Source organism: Tychonema sp. LEGE 07196 (assembly GCF_963890365.1).
Taxonomy (GTDB): Bacteria; Cyanobacteriota; Cyanobacteriia; order Cyanobacteriales; family Microcoleaceae; genus Microcoleus.
Genome location: NZ_CAWPRX010000054.1, coordinates 1 through 16,941 on the forward strand (window position 1 = coordinate 1; position 16,941 = coordinate 16,941).

Genomic DNA, 16,941 nt, shown 5'->3' on the forward strand with positions numbered 1-16,941 from the left:
GATTGGGAGAGGGGGAGAGAGGGAGATTGGGAGAGGGGGAGAGAGGGAGATTGGGAGATGGGGAGAGGATTTTTGATCGATCGTCGAAATCTACAATTTAAAGGCACAACAGCTTACCAAACCTCTAGCAATCACCCACAAATTATGTAGAAATACATCTGCGTAAATCTCCGTTAATCTGTCTTAAATCTGCGGTTGACAGACTCCATCAAAAGCTTGTGCTACGCAACCTTTTCACAAGCAAAACTTGAGCAACTAATGACTGCCAAATGATTGCACCATCACCCAATCTAAAATCTAAAATCTAAAATCGACAGACTGATGACTAATAAATTTCCTACAATTCTAGCTCTTGATTTTGACGGTGTGATTTGTGACGGACTAATCGAATATTTCCAAACAGCTTGGCGTAGCTACTGTCAAATTTGGAAACCAGCCGAAACAGTCCCCGATCCTGATTTAGCTTTAAGTTTTTACCGAGTGCGACCCGCCATCGAAACTGGTTGGGAAATGCCCCTGCTGATCCGCGCGCTGCTGACCGGAATTACCCCAGAGCAAATCTTGCTGGACTGGCCCAATATTGTCCCGCATTTATTGACCGAAAATAATTTAAAAGCCCAGTCTGTCAGCGCTATGTTAGATGGACTGCGCGATCGTTGGATTGCTGAGGATTTAGCTGGGTGGCTGTCTTTGCACCGCTTTTATCCGGGAGTAGCCGAGATCCTGCACTCGTTGCAAGAGAGTTCGGTCAAAGTGGCGATCGTCACTACCAAGGAAGGTCGTTTTGTGCAGGAACTTTTGCAGCTAGCGGGCGTACAAATGCCGTCAGAGTTGATTTTTGGCAAAGAATACAACAAGCCGAAACACCAAATTTTGCGGGAATTTTTGGCAGCTTCAGGCAAAGATGCGACTATTTGGTTTGTGGAAGACCGGTTAAAAACTTTGCTATCGGTGAAGCAGCAGCCGGATTTATCTCAGGTGAGGTTATTTTTGGCTGATTGGGGTTACAATACTTCGGCCGAACGGGAATCGGTGGCTCAAAATCCACCAGTTCAATTGCTTTCTCTGTCTCAGTTTGCCGGAGATTTTGCCGATTGGCTCCCCGACGAATATTGATGTTAGACTTGTTGGCAATTAGGTTTTTTTCTGTGAGCAGAGTCAAAAAAAATTTGAAATTTTACACTTTTTTGGTTGACTTTTGCGGCGCTGCTATGGTATTATTATATAATGGGATGGTTGCGTAAAAAATATTTTGTCATATATTTCCATTATAGTATAAATATAACATAAACTTCCCAACAAATCAAGGATACCGAAAAAAAAAATCGATTTTTTTTTCTGACGAGCGTAATAAAATAGGTTCGATCGTTCGGAATGCCAGTCCTTCTTTTCCAAGTTCTTCGCATCGGAATGCCAGTCCATCTTTTCCCAAGGACTTACATTCCGATGCAAAAAAGCAATCTGAGGCTTAAAACCAATGCTAGATTTAACTAAAGCGGCTAAGGCAATGCACGGAATGAGCCAACATTTGAATGTGGAAGCGGCTGCGGCTCGCCAACGTTTGGAAGTGGCTCAGAATTTACTAGCAAAGGCCGCAGCGGGACAGGACAATTTGGTGGAATTGCAAGAAAGTTGGCGCGATCGCACTTTATTCAATGCTGCAACTCCGATCGAGCCTTTGGGCGATCGCACCTACATCACCGCACCCCCCGCCGCTCACACAGTATTCGCTACAGACGGATCGCAAATATCGCCTAACCATCACGAAATAGCCTACTGCTACCTGCTAAACATCGGCACAGTCATGCTGCACTACGGCCAAAGCCGCCACCCAGTTTTAGATAGCGTGCCCGAGGTTTTCTACAAACCCGAAGACTTGTATGCTTCGCGACAGTGGGGAATTAGAACCGAAGAATGGATGGGATACCGGCGCGCCGTTTCCGAAGCAATTGCTTTGGCCGAAATGGGCTGCGATTGGGCAAAAGTTAATAATAACAAATTGCCCGTGCCAGCTTTAGCAATGGTAGACGGTTCCCTGATTTATTGGTTTTTGGAACAGTTACCCAGCGAAGCCCGCGATCTAATTTTGCAGCCAATTTTAGAAGCTTGGGACAAATTGCGCTTAGCAAAAATTCCCCTATTAGGATACTTAAGCGCTTCTCGCAGTAGCGAAACCTTATCTTTTTTGCGGTTTCAAGCTTGCACCCACGAAGTACCAGACTGCATGACAAACTGCCCGAACGTCGGATTTGCCGCCACAATTTCTTTCGCCGAAAAAGCACCTTGTCAAGTATTTGAACCCTTGCGCGATGCCATTTTGTGGGCAACAGTCCTCTCGCCCGGACAAAGAAGCCCCTTGTGGAAATCCCAAGCTCGAATTTTAGATTTATACGGCCTGAATACCGTCTATTTTTGTTACGTTCACGTCGGCACAGAAATTGCTAGAATAGAAGTGCCGGAATGGGTAGCACAAGATGCAGCACAGCTAGATTTAACCCTAGGAATGATGCTGGCTCAAGTACACAAAGGCGGTGGCTATCCCGTGACGCTGGCAGAAGCCCACAACCAAGCAGTTGTCACCGGGGGCGATCGAACTCGCTTTTTCGCTTTGTTAGAACAGCAAATGATCAAAGCAGGTTTAAAAAATGTCGGAATTTCTTACAAAGAAACCCGGAAGCGCGGCAGTATTGCTTAAATTTAAAATTAGAGTTAAAAATGTTGTTATAGCACTTATCAGAAAGATCAGGTATGCCTTATGCTTTTAGGCCCGATGCCCGATGCCCGATTCCCGACAGTACCTCATCTTTCGCTTGAAAAGTTATATATGCCAATAGAATTAATTATCTTAATTGCTTCCTTACTTGTATCTTGGCTAGTATTTAATTGGGCTTTTAAAGTATTGAAAGCCAGCGCCAGCACAGCGATTTCTCTCGCAGCAATTGTGCTGGCGATGCAGTTATTGTTTGGCATCGGCCCAAACCAGCTTTTCCAACATATAATTCACCTGCCCGAAACCCTTGGGAAAATAATTTCGGGCAAGTAATCCGATTTTTGATTTTTGATTCTTTTAAATACCCGACTTCTTCAAGAAGCCGGGTATCTGGGGATTCCGAAAATTTTCCCTCTTATCGATAATTCATCCGTGTATCCGTGTCAAAATCCGTGTCGTGCCTTCCTTCTATTAACTTCCCAACATTTGCAACTTGTACAAACTGGCATACAACCCTTCTTGCTGCAACAATTCTTCGTGGGTTCCAGACTCTACTAACTGCCCGCGTTTGAGCACCAAAATACGATCGACATTTCGGATAGTCGAGAGCCTGTGGGCAATGATTATAGCCGTTCTGTCCTCCATCAAACGCTCCAAAGCCTCTTGAATTAAAGCTTCCGTCCCCACATCCAAACTAGCAGTAGCCTCGTCTAGAACTAAAATATTGGGATTGCGAATCGCCGCACGAGCAAACGCTAATAATTGCTTTTGTCCCCCCGAAAGATTCGTTCCCCGTTCCCGCAATTGCGTGTCATAACCTTGAGGTAACTGTTCGATTAAACGAGCAACATTAGTCTTTTCTGCTGCTGCTTTAATTTCCTCAATAGAGTAATTTTCTCCCAGGCTAATATTGCTCTTCACATCGCCAGCAAATAGAAAGCCATCTTGAATAATCACGCCTACGTGTCGGCGCAATTCTGCTTGAGGCAAATCGCGAATATCCACACCATCAATTAGAATGCGTCCTTGCGTCGGCTCGTAAAGGCGGCACAGGAGACGGATAATCGAACTTTTGCCCGCACCGGTGGGGCCTACTAATGCTACTTTTTCGCCGGATGCGATCGTAAAATTGAGGTTTTGCAGGACGTATTCGTTATCTTTGTAGGCAAACGACACATTGTCAAATTGGATTTCTCCTGATGCGAATTCATTCGATGGTCGATGGTCGATGGTCGATGGTCGATTGTTAATTGATAGACGATATTCTGAAGTTTTGGGACTTGGATTATTATCTACCAATTCTGGCTCAGTTGAAGATAAGTTATAGGAAATTGTCTCAGGATGACCGGTAATTAACAGCGGCGAATAATATTCCCTTCTTCCCTTTTTCCTCTTTCCTCTTCCCTCTTCCCTCTTTCCTCTTCCTTCTTCAGTCTGTACGATAGTTCTATCTTGAATTTCGATCGGTTCGTTAAGAATATCGCTAATCCGTTCGACAGCGGTAAATCCTGCTTGAATCGCGGTAAATTTCTCGGCAAATTGGCGCAACGGATCGAAGAGACGCTGAGCAAATAAAATAAATGCCGAGAGAGTACCAAAGTTAAGATTACCTTGCAGAACTTGTTCACCGCCCAGCCACAAAACGGCTCCAATTGCCACTAAAGCAATCCATTCCAATGTCGCAGATACCGCAGAGTCGTAAAAGATTGTGGTGTCAACTGCTTTGATGTAGCGTTTGTTGGTGACTCTAAACAATTCTGAGTTGAATCTTTCGCGGCGGAATAGCTGCACTACGCCAATACCAGTCAGGTTTTCTTGCAGTTGGGCGTTAAGATCGGAAAGTTCTTCTCTGGTAGTGTAATTTGCGCGGCGATATTGGTTTTGAAAATAAACGATTAGTGCAGTAATTGGTATCATGATTGTCACCAACATTAAAGCTAGTTGCCACTGCATGGTAAACATGAAAATGGCAATTACTAAAATTGAAAATAAATCGCTAACAATCCCGATCGCCCCGCTCGAAAATACTTCTCCCAAAGCTTCGACATCGCTGGTAAGGCGCGTCATCAATTTACCGACAGGAGTGCGATCGAAAAATCTCACTGCTAGCGATGTGACGTGGGCGAACAAATCATTTCTAATATCAGTTGTAATTATTTGCCCTACTTTCGTGACTAAATAGCCTTGAACTGATTGCAGTCCCAATCTAAATGTTATAGTTAGCATCAGCAAAACTGCTAACACGTTTAATGCAGTAGATAAAGGCAATCCCCGCAAAAATTCATAGGTAGGTTCCGCTCGAATTACCGAAATTGCCTGTCCGATCAGAATCGGTTGAATTGCTCCTGAGACTGCTAGCGGTACTAATAGTGCGATCGAAATAATCAGCAAGCGTTTGCTGCGGGTTGCGTAAGATGCCAACCTCATGAATAACCGCCAGTCTGTTTCCTGGCCGGATTTGTTTTTGGTATCTGCTACTGGTGAGGAAATGGTCATTCGATTTTAGATTTTAGATTTTAGATTTTAGATGGCAGAAGCGATTCTGCTAAATTTGGGGGCTTTTGCTGGGGATACTGAGCTTTTTTGCTCCGCAGCTTATAGGGCGAGCGCTTCCTCGAAGTTCACTCAGTCTTTGAGCAGAAAGAGTGTAAAATATATCCAAGTAATAATTGTAGCAAATGCAGTCAGTTAAATTATGGAATCTTCTCTACCTACAGAAAATTATTTCTCCCGACATATAGAAACACCTAGATTGTATCTGAGACAATTTACGCCAGACGACTTAGATGAGCTTTACCGCATCTACAGCGATTCAGAAGTGATGAAGTACCTGAGTGAAGGCGTCAGAAATAGAGAAGAAACAGCAGCAGATTTATTTGGGATAATCGCAGATTGGGAAAAACACGCTTTCGGTTTGTGGGCTGTTGTCAATAAAGAAAATAACCAATTGATCGGCGACGGGGGACTTCGCTTCTTAGGCAAAACATCTGAAGTAGAAGTCGGTTACGTCTTAGCAAAAGCGTATTGGGGGAAAGGTTTAGCTGCGGAAGTTGCAGCGGCCAGCATCAATTACGGATTTGAAGTATTGAAAAGAGAAAAAATTGTCGCTATTGCAGATACCGAAAACAGATCCTCGCGGCGGGTAATGGAAAAAGTGGGGATGAAATACCAGCATAACTTTGACGATGGCGATCGCGATCGAGTATATTACTCTATCTCGCGAGAAACCTACAAGTCAAAAGTAGTTGTGTAGGTGTGCATTGCACACCTTACTGCATTTACATTACTCACATCACAATTTGTAATTGTTGCCTGCTGCTACGAAGTTTTTTGCAATTGCTTGTTAACCTTGAGAATCTTCTTAGCAAAATACTCTTTTCGGTGTCCCAATCTTTTAGCTACATCCAACCCTTTTTGATAGGATTCCAAAGCTTTATCGTAAGCCTTCATCTCTTGATAAACTTGACCGATATTGTCGTAAGCATTCATCAATCCATAGAAATTGTAAGCCCGCTCTTCCAGCAGCAACTGCATTTGATAAATCCGCAAAGTCGGCTCCCACTGCTTTTGCGCTCGGTAAAGCAATGCTAATTTGTCTAAAGCTTCGCTAGCCTGAGCGTACTGTTGAAGGGGGACGGCTAAATTGTAAGCTTCCTGATAGTATTGAGCTGCTAAGTTGATTTGACCTATGGTTTGGTAATCGGTGGCGATCGCAATTTTTAGCGGCGGTATAGCGCTGGGATTTTGTAAGTTAAGATACACAGATGCTAATTTTTCCCGGGCTGCGATCGCCTTTAGGGGCTGTTTCGACTGCTGGTAAACGTAGGCCAACTGTCTCAAAGCATCCACCTCAGTTGGAGCAGTTACAGGCTGTGGCGGCGCGCCGTTTCCCGCCGACAAAACAGAATTTGACACCGCAGCATTAGCCGCAAATAAAGCGCGGTTTTCCTGAATTAAACTTGCCAATTCCTCATACACCGGAGCCGCTTTCTCGTAACTCAACCAATTGATGTGAATTAGCCCGAGAGCCTTCAAAATCTGACCTTGAGCCAATATATCTTGGTTTTGGCGCGCATTTTCGAGAATTTGTTGGTAAACTTCTACAGTCGGGCCCTTAGCCCGCACCTGCTGAAAAGCCGCAGCCAAAGCCTGGAGCAAATCAAGATCGATCGGTACTTGCGATTTCACTTGTTTGTAAATTGCTTCGAGCCGTTTAGTAATCAACTGTAGTTCGAGGTTTTTACTGCTACTCCAAGCAACACTTCCCACCCGACTCAAAGCAGCAATTTCCGCCGCCGGGCCGAGATACCTACGCAGCCGCAATTCTCGGAACCAAATATCAAAAGCACCAGCCCCATCTCCAGCTTGTAGTTTAGCCGCTGCTTCTAAGTTTAACTCCTCCAAAGCCGCTGTCAGTTCGTCCCGCTGACTGCTGCTCAAAGGCTCACTGGCGGGAGCTAGCGGATCGGGGGTGGTAATTTCTAGAGGATTAGGAGAAAATTGATCGAGGCCCGGTGGATTAGTTTGGGCGCTAGCAATAGAACCAGCACACAGCCACAAAAAAAGCAAGCACCCAATTGGTACAGAATTTCTCATAAAAGAAATATGACTGCCGCGATTCGGCATCCCTGCTGGAAACATCAAATTTTGCATATCTACAAAATGGTATAAATTATGTCACAAAGATGGCACAAAAGCAAACTGTTCAACAAGAGCAAGAAAATAAAATTTAGCATACTGAGCAATTATTGGGATTTTAAGGCGTTGGGCGATCGGATTTTGCGCTTATTCAGTTTAACCCTAATTCTGTTAACCATATGCACCGCTTGCGCGCCTCCTGCAGTTGCTAAAGACCGCTCTTTTCCTGAAATGTCCCTGGAATTTTTGGGAGAGTATCAATTGCCAAAAATGAATTTTGAAGGAACACCAGTCGGCGGCTTGTCAGGAATTACCTACGATCCAAAAGGTATTAGTGGCGTGACTTCCAAAGCTTATCGATTTTACGCTCTTTCCGACGACAAGAGCGAAAACGGAGAAGCCAGATTTTACAGTCTCCGACTCGATCTCGCCTCCAGCGATCCAGCAAATATTCGCCTGAAAAAAGTTGCCGTTGAAAGCGTTACCTCCCTCAAAAAAACAGACGGTGAAACCTTTGCTTGGGGTTCCATAAATCCCGAAGGCATCGCCCTTTCTCCCCGCAATTCAGTATTTGTCGCTAGCGGAGGCTTTACTCATGCTAACATCCCTCCTTTTGTCGGCGAATTTGACCTCACAACCGGGAAATTGCGGGGTAATTTACCTATTCCCAACCGCTACATTCCCGATGCCAGCGATGAAGAACAGCAGCAAGGAGTGCTGGACAATTCAGGTTTTGAATCTTTAAGCATCGACCCAGAAACCTTTAGTCCGGGAGGTCTCGATCCATTTCGCTTGTTCGCAGCGACGGCAGCGCCATTAATGCAAGATGCAGACCCGGAACAAGCAAGCAAAATACGCATCTTACATTATATCATCGTCGATAAAACGCCGCAATTAGTCTCAGAAAATCTTTACCAGCTAGACCAAGTTCCCATGAGTTTGTTGAACAATTTAACAGAATTAGTAACTGTTGGCGGCGGTCAATTTCTGAGTTTAGAACGTTCTTTTGGGCTGTCGGGATACAGCGCTAGAATTTATCAAGTAGCGGCTGGAGCGGCGACAGACACTTCGAGAATCAAGAGTTTTAAAGGAAGCATGGCAATGGTCGAGCCTGTGAGGAAAAAGTTGCTGCTCGACTTGAGCGAACTGGGAATTCCGCTGTACAATTTAGAGGGAATGACTCTCGGGCCGCAGTTGCCAGACGGCAGTCAAAGTGTTGTTTTAGTCAGCGATGACAATTTTGATGAAGCAGAGAAAACTCAATTTATTTTGTTGAGCTTAAAAAAGAAAAATTAGATTGTAAATACTGTACTGAACTGTCAAGCGTCTCGTCATTGGAAGTGAAGTGCTCGGAAGCAAAGCAATCGCAGGTGTAACAAGTGTTACGCAAAAAAAGAGATTTTTTTCAGAATTCATCAACAATCTGGAAATTATCTGCGTACAAGCTGCCGCGCATTTAAATTAGAACTCTGGATGAAAAGGACTTTTGTAATAGTTCTATAGCGGTTCTCAACCTTTGTGAGGTATGCCCAATGCCCTATGCCCAATGCCCTATGCCAACTCCTAGCACCTAATGTTACTGAGAAAGGCTATATTGTATATCCAGGGCGGGCTTGGGGGCTTAACGCACAAAATTTGGATTGTTTTTTGACAGACAATTTAACTGCTAACAGGCCGCTCTTTCTCGCTCTTCCAGGAGCGAATATTTATACAAGAAATCTCTTGTATAACGGCCGTCTTGGCTGTTCGCAAAAGTTAAATTTACAATAGCTTGTTACTTGTTTCCCAAATATCCTGCCATTCCTCCTCCGAAAGCGGCTGTACTTCCAAATCAATCTCAAAACAGCGACAAGCCGCCGCACTCAAAACATCTATTACAGTTGCAATCAAATCATCTCCTCCTTCAGATAGAGGTAATTTCACAGGAATTAATTTTTCGTCAAAAACTCGATCGAACAAACTAACATCCGGTTGCAAACGCATCGAACCGTGCTGCAAAATAGCATCGCCCCGGCGCAGTTGCGCGCTACCAATTAACTTGCAACCATCAGCCGTAACTAAATCAGCACCCGTCGCAGTACCAAAACAATTCGGATTGTGAATGTAACCCCGTTTAGCTTCCCCGTAGTGCAAGTCTAAACCCATCGCCCTCCAACCCTCAATTAAAAACTCGCAAATAGTCTGATAAGCTTTCAGGCGACTGCTTCCAAATCCTGACGCTACCACTGCATAAGTTAAATCTCCTTGGTGGAGCACGGCGCGCCCGCCGCTAGGCCTCCTCACCAATTCTACAGGCATTCCCTGCCAAGATAGCTGCTCCCAAAACTCCGGCCAGCGCTGCTGGTGGTAGCCCAAGGAAATCGCCGCTGGTTGCCAAGTGTAAAATCGCAGAGTTGGCGGATGTTTCTGGGCTAGATGCTGTTGCAGCAGCCATTTGTCGATCGCCATCTGCAACCTCCCAGACGCTGACAGCAGCGGAATTAAACGCCAAACAGAATTAACCATCAGTGTCTGCTCCTGAGTTTATAGTCAATATTCGCAGAATGTTTTAAACTTAATAACAGTTTTTGGGCCTGTCTTCAAAGTTGGTGCAAGTTTCAAGCCCGTAGGTGCTTGAGAAATAAATAGCAAAATTAATCGCAGAACCATGAGCAACAGTGTAATTGTCATTAACGACGAAAAGTTTGAAACAGAAGTGCTGAAAGGAGAGCAACCAGTGCTTGCCTATTTTTGGGCGAGTTGGTGCGGGCCTTGCAAACTGATCGCGCCTTCGATAGACTGGGTAGCGGCAAACTACAGCAACCTGAAAGTGGTTAAGATGGAAATTGACCCCAATCCTAATACTGTTAAACAGTATAAAGTTGAAGGAGTCCCAGCACTTAGATTGTTTAAAAATGGCGAAGTAGTGCTTTCCCATGAGGGAGCTATTACTAAACAAACTCTGATCGGTTTGCTCGAAGGTCACTTATAAAAATGTGAAGTGATTCGGGAGTTTTCAACTCCCAATTCACAACCATTTAAATTCCTAAAACTTGATAAAAATCTCTCTTTGCTTGTCGCTCTTTTTATCTTGCTCTGCCCCCTCTGCGTTCTCTGCGGTTAAATTTAAAAAGATGCTCTGGCAAACAAATTAAAAGCCTGAGTTATTAGCAATTTAAAATCAGGAAGTCAACTCTTATAATTTAAACATCTGCCACATTTCTCTCTCCCGAAGCGGCGAGGTAAACAGAGGCAGAGCCTCCGAATTTGCATTATTAGGCAGAGCCTGGTAACGAGCAAACTCTTCCTGGTGACAAGCAAAAATGCTTTTTACAAAGCCGGAAATGTTCTGTTTATTTTGTTTCAATGCGTAGGTGCTAAAACAATCATTAACGTCTCAAAAATACACAAAAAATATGCAATTTGCCAAACGTTTAGAATCCCTGCAATTTAATGTATTTGCCGATATGGATCGGGCAAAGTCTCTCGCTAAAGCAGGGGGGGAAAAGGTGATAGATTTGTCTCTGGGTTCTTCCGATTTGCCTGCGGCGGCTCATATTACAGATGCGATCGCCCATTCTTTGTCTGACTCGAAAACTCACGGTTATTTGCTGTTTAACGGGACGCGAACTTTCCGGGAAGCAGCAGCTTGCTGGTACGAACAAAAATTTGGGATTTCAGTCAATCCAGAAACAGAAGTGCTGCCGTTAATTGGTTCGCAAGAAGGCACGGCGCATATGCCTTTAGCTGTACTCAACCCCGGAGATTTTGCTTTGCTGCTCGATCCGGGTTATCCTTCCCACGCGGGCGGCGTGCATTTGGCGGGCGGTCAAATTTATCCGATGCCAATATTAGCAGAAAATCAGTTTTTGCCGGTTTTTGAAGATATTCCGATGCCCGTGCTGGCTCAGTCGAAGATGATGGTTTTGAGCTATCCTCACAATCCTACAACTGCGATCGCCCCGCTGGCTTTTTTTGAGAAAGCCGTGGCTTTTTGTCGCCAACACGATCTGGTTTTAGTACACGATTTCCCCTATGTGGATTTGGTGTTTGACGATGCTGCAGGGGCGGTGGATGGTGCGCGCGCGGCCTCGGAGGATATCGAGAAAAAGCGTAAATTGATGGCACCGTCAATTTTTCAAGCCGATCGAGATAAGAGTGTGGCGATCGAGTTTTTTACACTATCTAAATCCTACAGCATGGGGGGTTTTCGAGTCGGATACGCGATCGGCAACTCCGAGCTAATTGCAGCCCTGCGACAGATCAAAGCCGCAGTAGACTTCAACCAATATTTAGGAATTTTGAACGGAGCGGTCTCCGCATTAACAGGCCCTCAAGATACCGTCAGAAGCAGTGTAGAAACCTTCAAAAAACGGCGGGATAGCTTTGTCAGCGCCCTACAAAACATCGGCTGGGAAGTACCCGTACCCCCCGCCACCATGTACGTCTGGGCGAAACTGCCCCAACCTTGGACATCTGATTCCATCAAATTTTGCACTCAGCTAGTAGAGAGTACAGGAGTCGCAGCTTCCCCCGGTGCCGGTTTCGGGAAATCAGGAGAAGGCTACGTGCGATTTGCCTTAGTCGAGCCGCCAGAAATTTTAACAGTTGCAGCGAGCAAAATTGCGGAATTTCTCAATTAGAGTTGCGCTGCATTCAATCGCTCTGTTTTGGGCAAATAATCTGCGTTTATCGGCATTGATCTGCCTTATATCGTTTCCGGTTGCATCGGAATAATAAAATCGAGTCAACAGTCAACAGTCAACAGTCAGTAGGGGCGGTGGATGGTGCGGGCCCGCCCTCTTAACAGTCAACAGTCAACAGTCAACAGTCAACAGTCAACAGTCAACAGGAGTGCAACCGGAATTGATATTACATCTGCGGTTTTGCGATCGGCTTTTTTGAATTTAATACCAATTCTTAAAAGTATGGCTACTTTTGAAAATTGGTATAATTTCCCACTACTAGCACTTACGCAAGGGCGATCGTAAACCGGGTTTTTTACAAAATACACAGGTTATAGCCCGCCACAACCATCAAAAACCCGGTTGCGACTCGAAATCCGCAAGTCTTCTATCGTTATTTCTACCTAAAGGAATAGATATTTTCATACAAGATATGTGAAAATCTATTTTTAGAAATGTTAACGCGAGACATCTTGGGAATTGTCAGTTCCGCTTACCCACTCTAAAAATCCTTGAAATGAATTTTGTCTGGGCAGCGATTGTTCCGTAGCTGCGATCGCGCATCCCAAAAATACCACGCTTCCCAAAATTGCCAGCAGCGGAAAATGCTTGCCGAACCCAAAGTCTCGCTGGAGGCGAGCTAGGGGCCGGCTCTGACGCCTGAGCATTTTTCCTACTGTCATTTGTTTGAGACTAAAAGGATCGCGCACAAAATGACCGCTCCTGCTAATTACCATGTGGGAATGGCAGTGGGGACAAGTGAACAGTCCGCTGACCATTCCAACGGGGCCGAGGACGCTGGAACGGTTGCAAATCGGGCAAGTGACAGAATGGGTGTTATAGGTGGGAGCGTTCATAACTGTTTTTCTGGAGTAAAAAAACTAACAACCAATTGAGAGCTTGTGTAACGCCAAAGGCATAAACCTTTACAGGCACTTTATCCTTAATTCCTAGTTTACAGCCGCGATCTGGTCGATCGGATCTCACTGCTCGAAAAAACCTTCAAATTGCCAATCGCGCAACGAGTGCAAGTCGGGATGGCAGGTGAGATTGTATTGCAGCGGAGTCACGGTTATTCTGTTGTCGCGGATAGCTTGTACGTCTGTAGGAATAGCATGAGCCACCGACGGATCGGCGCTTTCTTCTACATCTTCTAACAATTCCCCAGCCAGCCAATAATAAGTTTTGCCGCGCGGATCTGTGCGCTTTTGAAATATGTCGAAATAGCGGCGAATGCCTTGACGGGCGATCGCCACTCCGGTAATTTCTGCTTGTGTCACCGCTGGTATGTTGACATTCAACAGCGTCGGTTTAGCCATTGGCTGTTTTTCCAACTGTCCCAGCAAGGTGACAGCAAAATCCACCGCCGGCCCAAATTCCTGCGAAGTATAGCTGGCGAGGCTGAAAGCAATGCTGGGAATGCCTTCCATGATTCCTTCCATTGCTGCCGAAACCGTGCCAGAACAGATGATGTCCGTACCTAAATTCGGCCCGTGGTTGATCCCGGAAAGCACAAAATCCGGCGGTTGCTCAAGTAAAGCCCACAAACCTAATTTCACGCAGTCGGCGGGAGTGCCCGAACAAGCCCAAGCTTTGATGGCGGGATCAAAAACAGATTCGATAATTTCGGCGCGGATGGGTTGGTGCATGGTGAGGCCGTGGCCCGTAGCGGAGCGCTCTCTGTCGGGACAAACTACGCTCACGTCGTGGCCTGCGGTGGCGAGAGCGTTGGCGAGGCTGCGGATGCCTTGGGCAAAGATGCCGTCGTCGTTGCTAATTAAAAGTTTCATTGAAATTTTTTTACAGGCCTGAGAATAATCTTAAACTAGATTCAACTAGGGCGATCGCTCGACTTTGAAACCTCAATTCTGCAGACAATGGTTTAACCGGACTCAAACAAAAACAGAGTCGAAAAAGTATTCAAATCTTTCTGATTCACCTAGAAGTAAGAGCCGCATCAAGGCGAACTCGCCAGCGCTGCTGGTTGCAGGTAAACACTCCGGTTTTTGCCACCCTTGCCAAACGGATACCGAGGGTGCAAGGAGATATAGCTGTTCTCACTCTCGATGAGGTATCTATCGATCCCTCAATTCCTCAATTCCTCAATCCCCGAATCCCTCAATCTAAAATCTAAAATCTAAAATCCACTGACTTCTCACCTTTGTGAGAAAGGCTATAGCCTTTCGAGATCTCCTATGAGATACTATCCGGGATAGGGCATAGGCCGCCGTGGGCATGGGGCATAGGCCGCCGTGGGCATAAGGCATAGGCCGCCGTGGGCTATCCTCACCACGCGATCGAACCGCTATATGCAAGACTACCCGCTGACTACAAAATCTGCTTAAATTCCCAGAATGTACTGGCTGTATTTTTTGGGCAAAACTTTCTGCAAGATGTAAATAATCGCCAAACAAGCCAACAACGTCCCGGTAACTAAAAAGCCGAGTTTCAGCAGCGGATGTACGGGTTCAATAAATTTATAAAACACTAACAACACATATTGCACGACTGTCGAATCTAGCAGATATATAGAGAATGAATAAGCAGCTAATATTTTGACAGACCCAGATACTTTATCGGGAAATGCGAGCCTTTTAGAAAATGCCAGGACTGACAAGACGAATAAAATTGCGTATCCTTGAGCAGATATTTTAAAAAACGATCGCAGAAACCATTCCTCCGCATTAACTTCGCCGAGCAGGTAATATTCCCAAATGCTTGCTAGATAAAATAGGATAGTTGCTCCTAAAATTTGCATTTTTCTGCGTTCTAGAACGGGTTTGATTTTGTCATAGGTTGAACCCAAAAATAGACCTGCAGAAAATGGCCAAATCCAACTAAAAATCCAGCGCTCCATCAAAGGTAGAGGTATTGATATGTATTTGAAAACTGCCAGGTAAAAAAATATGGTAAAAATTGTTTGAATTGTTAAACCCAAGATTAAAACTTTTCGGGGTTCTAAAATTTTTAAGTTTACTAGGAGCCACCACCAACCGTAGCATTGAACAATTACAATGATGAAATAATAGGGAGGTATTACTGAACCTATCAAGATATCTCTGAACAATGACAATAAATCACTTTTTGGGAGCGATCCCCAACTATTTAAGATATACAAAGCTACTGACCAAAACAAAATAGGGAGACATAATTCTTGACAGTCTTTTTTTGAATATCTGTGCGGGATTATTTTGATTGTCGGTTTTGTTGGTGAGGAAAAAACCGCTCAGCAGTAAAAATGCAGGTACGCAGAACAGTTGCAATGTGTCGATCGCGATAAACAGTATTCGGTCATCGCGAAATGCCGAGAATCCAGCATGAATAATCACAACACCGACGATCGCTAAAGCTCGGATTAAATCAAATTCAGCGAACCGATTAGAAGCTTTCTGCATGGTAAAAAGTAGATGCCACAAATTAGGGTCAAATCAAAAATTTTCTGTCTTACGGGCTTTAAATCTAGCATAAAATATTATTTTTGCTCCTATATTCACAAAACTTATACCAATTCAAAAAAATCTTGCTACAATCCTCAATCTGATAACAATGATTAAATTTTTCACATTCACAAAGTGGGGAGTCTGACACTCGACGGTGCCGTTTCTCTATAACTCGATCGCCCGATTTTGCGCCAAGTCTGCCGGAAAGGGCAATAGCGTTGTTCTACCACTGGGACGATCGCCTACAAATTCAAAAAATTACCCCTAAGTCGCCGTTTCGTCAAAAACAGTTAGCTAACCGTTGTTGTGATGGATGTGCGACGCAGAAACATTATCCAACCGATCGCGCCCGTTGCGGATCACGCGCAGCATATCGCTGAGCTTGTGCTCGATATTATCTAGCACTTGGTCAGCATAATCGTCCGCGCCGTTTTGAATTTCCTCGCATTCAGCCATCGCCCTAACTCTCATTTCTTCCAGTTCCTCTTGAGCCTGGTAGCGAATTTGTTCGACTTCCGCCAGCGTCGCCTGCTGAATTGCCTCGCAGTCGAGCAAAACTTGCTGTCGCAACTGATCGGCTTCGATCTTCGCCTGCTGGATCAGGCCCATATCGTTTAAAAGTTCTGCGGCTCGCTGTTCTGCTGCTTCTATCACTTCCTGAGCGTAGATTTGGGCTTCTTCGAGCAGTTCGTCCTTGTGCCGAATGATTATCTCGGCTTCCCCAAAGGCGATCGGCAAATTTAGTCTCACCAAATCTAGCTGATCGAGCAACTGCTCTTCATCCACCAGAGTGCGTCTGGTCAGAGGAATGCGCGGACTGTCGAGAACAATTTCCTCAAGCCGGTTCAATTCCCGCTGGATGTCTACTCCTGGGGTTCGGGTGGGTTCTCCGAAAGCGGCTGTGTTCTGAGGTGATTCATTCTCAGCGCTGCCGGCGGTAATATCGGATTCGATGCGATTTGGTTCCTGCTGGCGTAACATTTGTAAATATCTAGGGCGACGTGTTTCGGAACAAGATGATCTACGGAGCCACCAAACTTGGCGATTTCTTTAACTACACTACTACTTAAAAAGCTGTACTCGTTAGAAGTTGCCAAAAAAACTGTTTCAATTTCGCCCAGAAGGGTTTTATTGGTGTGGGCCATCTGGAGTTCCATTTCAAAATCTGTTAATACCCGGAGCCCCCGCAGCAGCACTTTGGCTTGTCGAATCTTAGCATAGTTTACTGTCAAACCCTCAAAACTGTCTACTTCTACGTTTGACAAGTGTTGGGTACAGCACCGGATCTGCTCGATCCGCTGCTCTACGGTGAACAGAGGGGTTTTGCTGGGGTTTTTGACTACGGTAACAATTACCCGATCGAACAATTTGCAGCCCCGCTCGATAATGTCTGCGTGACCAAAGGTAATGGGGTCAAAACTGCCTGGATAGATTGCAATCACGAGTTGGGCCCAACGGGGAGAGTGAGGGAGTGGGAGAGGGGGAGAGG

At 45.2% G+C, this 16,941-nt stretch carries 17 protein-coding genes; 8 read left to right on the forward strand and 9 right to left on the reverse strand.

The window, feature by feature from the left end:
• Positions 1 to 321 precede the first annotated feature (321 nt).
• From AACV78_RS06915 to AACV78_RS06925, 3 genes are all read left to right on the forward strand, one after another.
• Positions 322 to 1,116: an HAD family hydrolase gene (locus AACV78_RS06915; RefSeq protein ID WP_194012106.1), complete on the forward strand. Its 795-nt coding sequence runs from the start codon at positions 322 to 324 to the stop codon at positions 1,114 to 1,116.
• Between the two features lie 361 nt (positions 1,117 to 1,477).
• Entirely contained in the window at positions 1,478 to 2,695 is a 1,218-nt protein-coding gene (locus AACV78_RS06920; protein WP_194012107.1) for a DNA double-strand break repair nuclease NurA, read from the forward strand.
• Between the two features lie 129 nt (positions 2,696 to 2,824).
• Positions 2,825 to 3,043 carry a hypothetical protein gene (locus tag AACV78_RS06925; protein WP_194012108.1) on the forward strand — a complete coding sequence of 73 codons (219 nt, stop codon included), beginning with the start codon at positions 2,825 to 2,827 and terminating at the stop codon, positions 3,041 to 3,043.
• A gap of 138 nt (positions 3,044 to 3,181) precedes the next feature.
• On the opposite strand, the gene AACV78_RS06930 is transcribed toward AACV78_RS06925, so the two are convergent.
• On the reverse strand, positions 3,182 to 5,206 hold the full coding sequence (locus AACV78_RS06930) for an ABC transporter ATP-binding protein (protein WP_194012109.1): 2,025 nt from the start codon (positions 5,204 to 5,206) through the stop codon (positions 3,182 to 3,184).
• Between the two features lie 199 nt (positions 5,207 to 5,405).
• On the opposite strand from AACV78_RS06930, the gene AACV78_RS06935 reads away from it, so the two are divergent.
• A complete protein-coding gene (locus AACV78_RS06935) occupies positions 5,406 to 5,963 on the forward strand; it encodes a GNAT family N-acetyltransferase (RefSeq protein ID WP_194012110.1) in 558 nt (185 codons plus the stop codon).
• Positions 5,964 to 6,028: 65 nt separating this feature from the next.
• On the opposite strand, the gene AACV78_RS06940 is transcribed toward AACV78_RS06935, so the two are convergent.
• A complete protein-coding gene (locus tag AACV78_RS06940) occupies positions 6,029 to 7,363 on the reverse strand; it encodes a tetratricopeptide repeat protein (protein ID WP_194012111.1) in 1,335 nt (444 codons plus the stop codon).
• Positions 7,364 to 7,384: 21 nt separating this feature from the next.
• Here AACV78_RS06940 and AACV78_RS06945 point away from each other — a divergent pair, with 21 nt between their 5' ends.
• A complete protein-coding gene (locus AACV78_RS06945) occupies positions 7,385 to 8,644 on the forward strand; it encodes an esterase-like activity of phytase family protein (protein WP_194012112.1) in 1,260 nt (419 codons plus the stop codon).
• Between the two features lie 465 nt (positions 8,645 to 9,109).
• On the opposite strand, the gene AACV78_RS06950 is transcribed toward AACV78_RS06945, so the two are convergent.
• Positions 9,110 to 9,853, reverse strand: coding sequence for a lipoate--protein ligase family protein (locus AACV78_RS06950; RefSeq protein WP_194012113.1), 744 nt, complete (start codon positions 9,851 to 9,853; stop codon positions 9,110 to 9,112).
• A 142-nt stretch (positions 9,854 to 9,995) separates the two neighbouring features.
• On the opposite strand from AACV78_RS06950, the gene AACV78_RS06955 reads away from it, so the two are divergent.
• The 3 genes from AACV78_RS06955 to AACV78_RS06965 all read left to right on the forward strand — a co-directional run bounded on the left by AACV78_RS06955 (position 9,996) and on the right by AACV78_RS06965 (position 12,318).
• On the forward strand, positions 9,996 to 10,319 hold the full coding sequence (locus AACV78_RS06955) for a thioredoxin family protein (protein ID WP_194012114.1): 324 nt from the start codon (positions 9,996 to 9,998) through the stop codon (positions 10,317 to 10,319).
• 424 nt (positions 10,320 to 10,743) lie between these two features.
• Complete coding sequence (locus tag AACV78_RS06960) at positions 10,744 to 11,970, forward strand: LL-diaminopimelate aminotransferase (protein ID WP_194012115.1); 1,227 nt, start codon at positions 10,744 to 10,746, stop codon at positions 11,968 to 11,970.
• Between the two features lie 141 nt (positions 11,971 to 12,111).
• Positions 12,112 to 12,318 carry a hypothetical protein gene (locus AACV78_RS06965; protein ID WP_194012116.1) on the forward strand — a complete coding sequence of 69 codons (207 nt, stop codon included), beginning with the start codon at positions 12,112 to 12,114 and terminating at the stop codon, positions 12,316 to 12,318.
• 152 nt (positions 12,319 to 12,470) lie between these two features.
• Here the strand turns inward: AACV78_RS06965 and AACV78_RS06970 are convergent, their stop codons facing one another.
• From AACV78_RS06970 to coaD, 6 genes are all read right to left on the reverse strand, one after another.
• A complete protein-coding gene (locus tag AACV78_RS06970) occupies positions 12,471 to 12,869 on the reverse strand; it encodes a hypothetical protein (protein WP_194012117.1) in 399 nt (132 codons plus the stop codon).
• A gap of 126 nt (positions 12,870 to 12,995) precedes the next feature.
• On the reverse strand, positions 12,996 to 13,802 hold the full coding sequence (surE, locus tag AACV78_RS06975) for a 5'/3'-nucleotidase SurE (protein WP_194012118.1): 807 nt from the start codon (positions 13,800 to 13,802) through the stop codon (positions 12,996 to 12,998).
• A 551-nt stretch (positions 13,803 to 14,353) separates the two neighbouring features.
• On the reverse strand, positions 14,354 to 15,148 hold the full coding sequence (locus AACV78_RS06980) for an acyltransferase family protein (protein ID WP_339383509.1): 795 nt from the start codon (positions 15,146 to 15,148) through the stop codon (positions 14,354 to 14,356).
• Positions 15,114 to 15,407, reverse strand: a complete 294-nt coding sequence (locus AACV78_RS06985) for an acyltransferase family protein (RefSeq protein WP_255513019.1) — start codon at positions 15,405 to 15,407, stop codon at positions 15,114 to 15,116. The genes AACV78_RS06980 and AACV78_RS06985 overlap by 35 nt, the downstream gene beginning before the upstream one ends.
• Before the next feature lie 339 nt (positions 15,408 to 15,746).
• Positions 15,747 to 16,433, reverse strand: a complete 687-nt coding sequence (locus tag AACV78_RS06990) for an ATP synthase subunit B family protein (protein WP_194012119.1) — start codon at positions 16,431 to 16,433, stop codon at positions 15,747 to 15,749.
• Positions 16,316 to 16,894, reverse strand: coding sequence for a pantetheine-phosphate adenylyltransferase (gene coaD, locus AACV78_RS06995; RefSeq protein ID WP_194012120.1), 579 nt, complete (start codon positions 16,892 to 16,894; stop codon positions 16,316 to 16,318). The genes AACV78_RS06990 and coaD overlap by 118 nt, the downstream gene beginning before the upstream one ends.
• Positions 16,895 to 16,941: the final 47 nt, after the last annotated feature.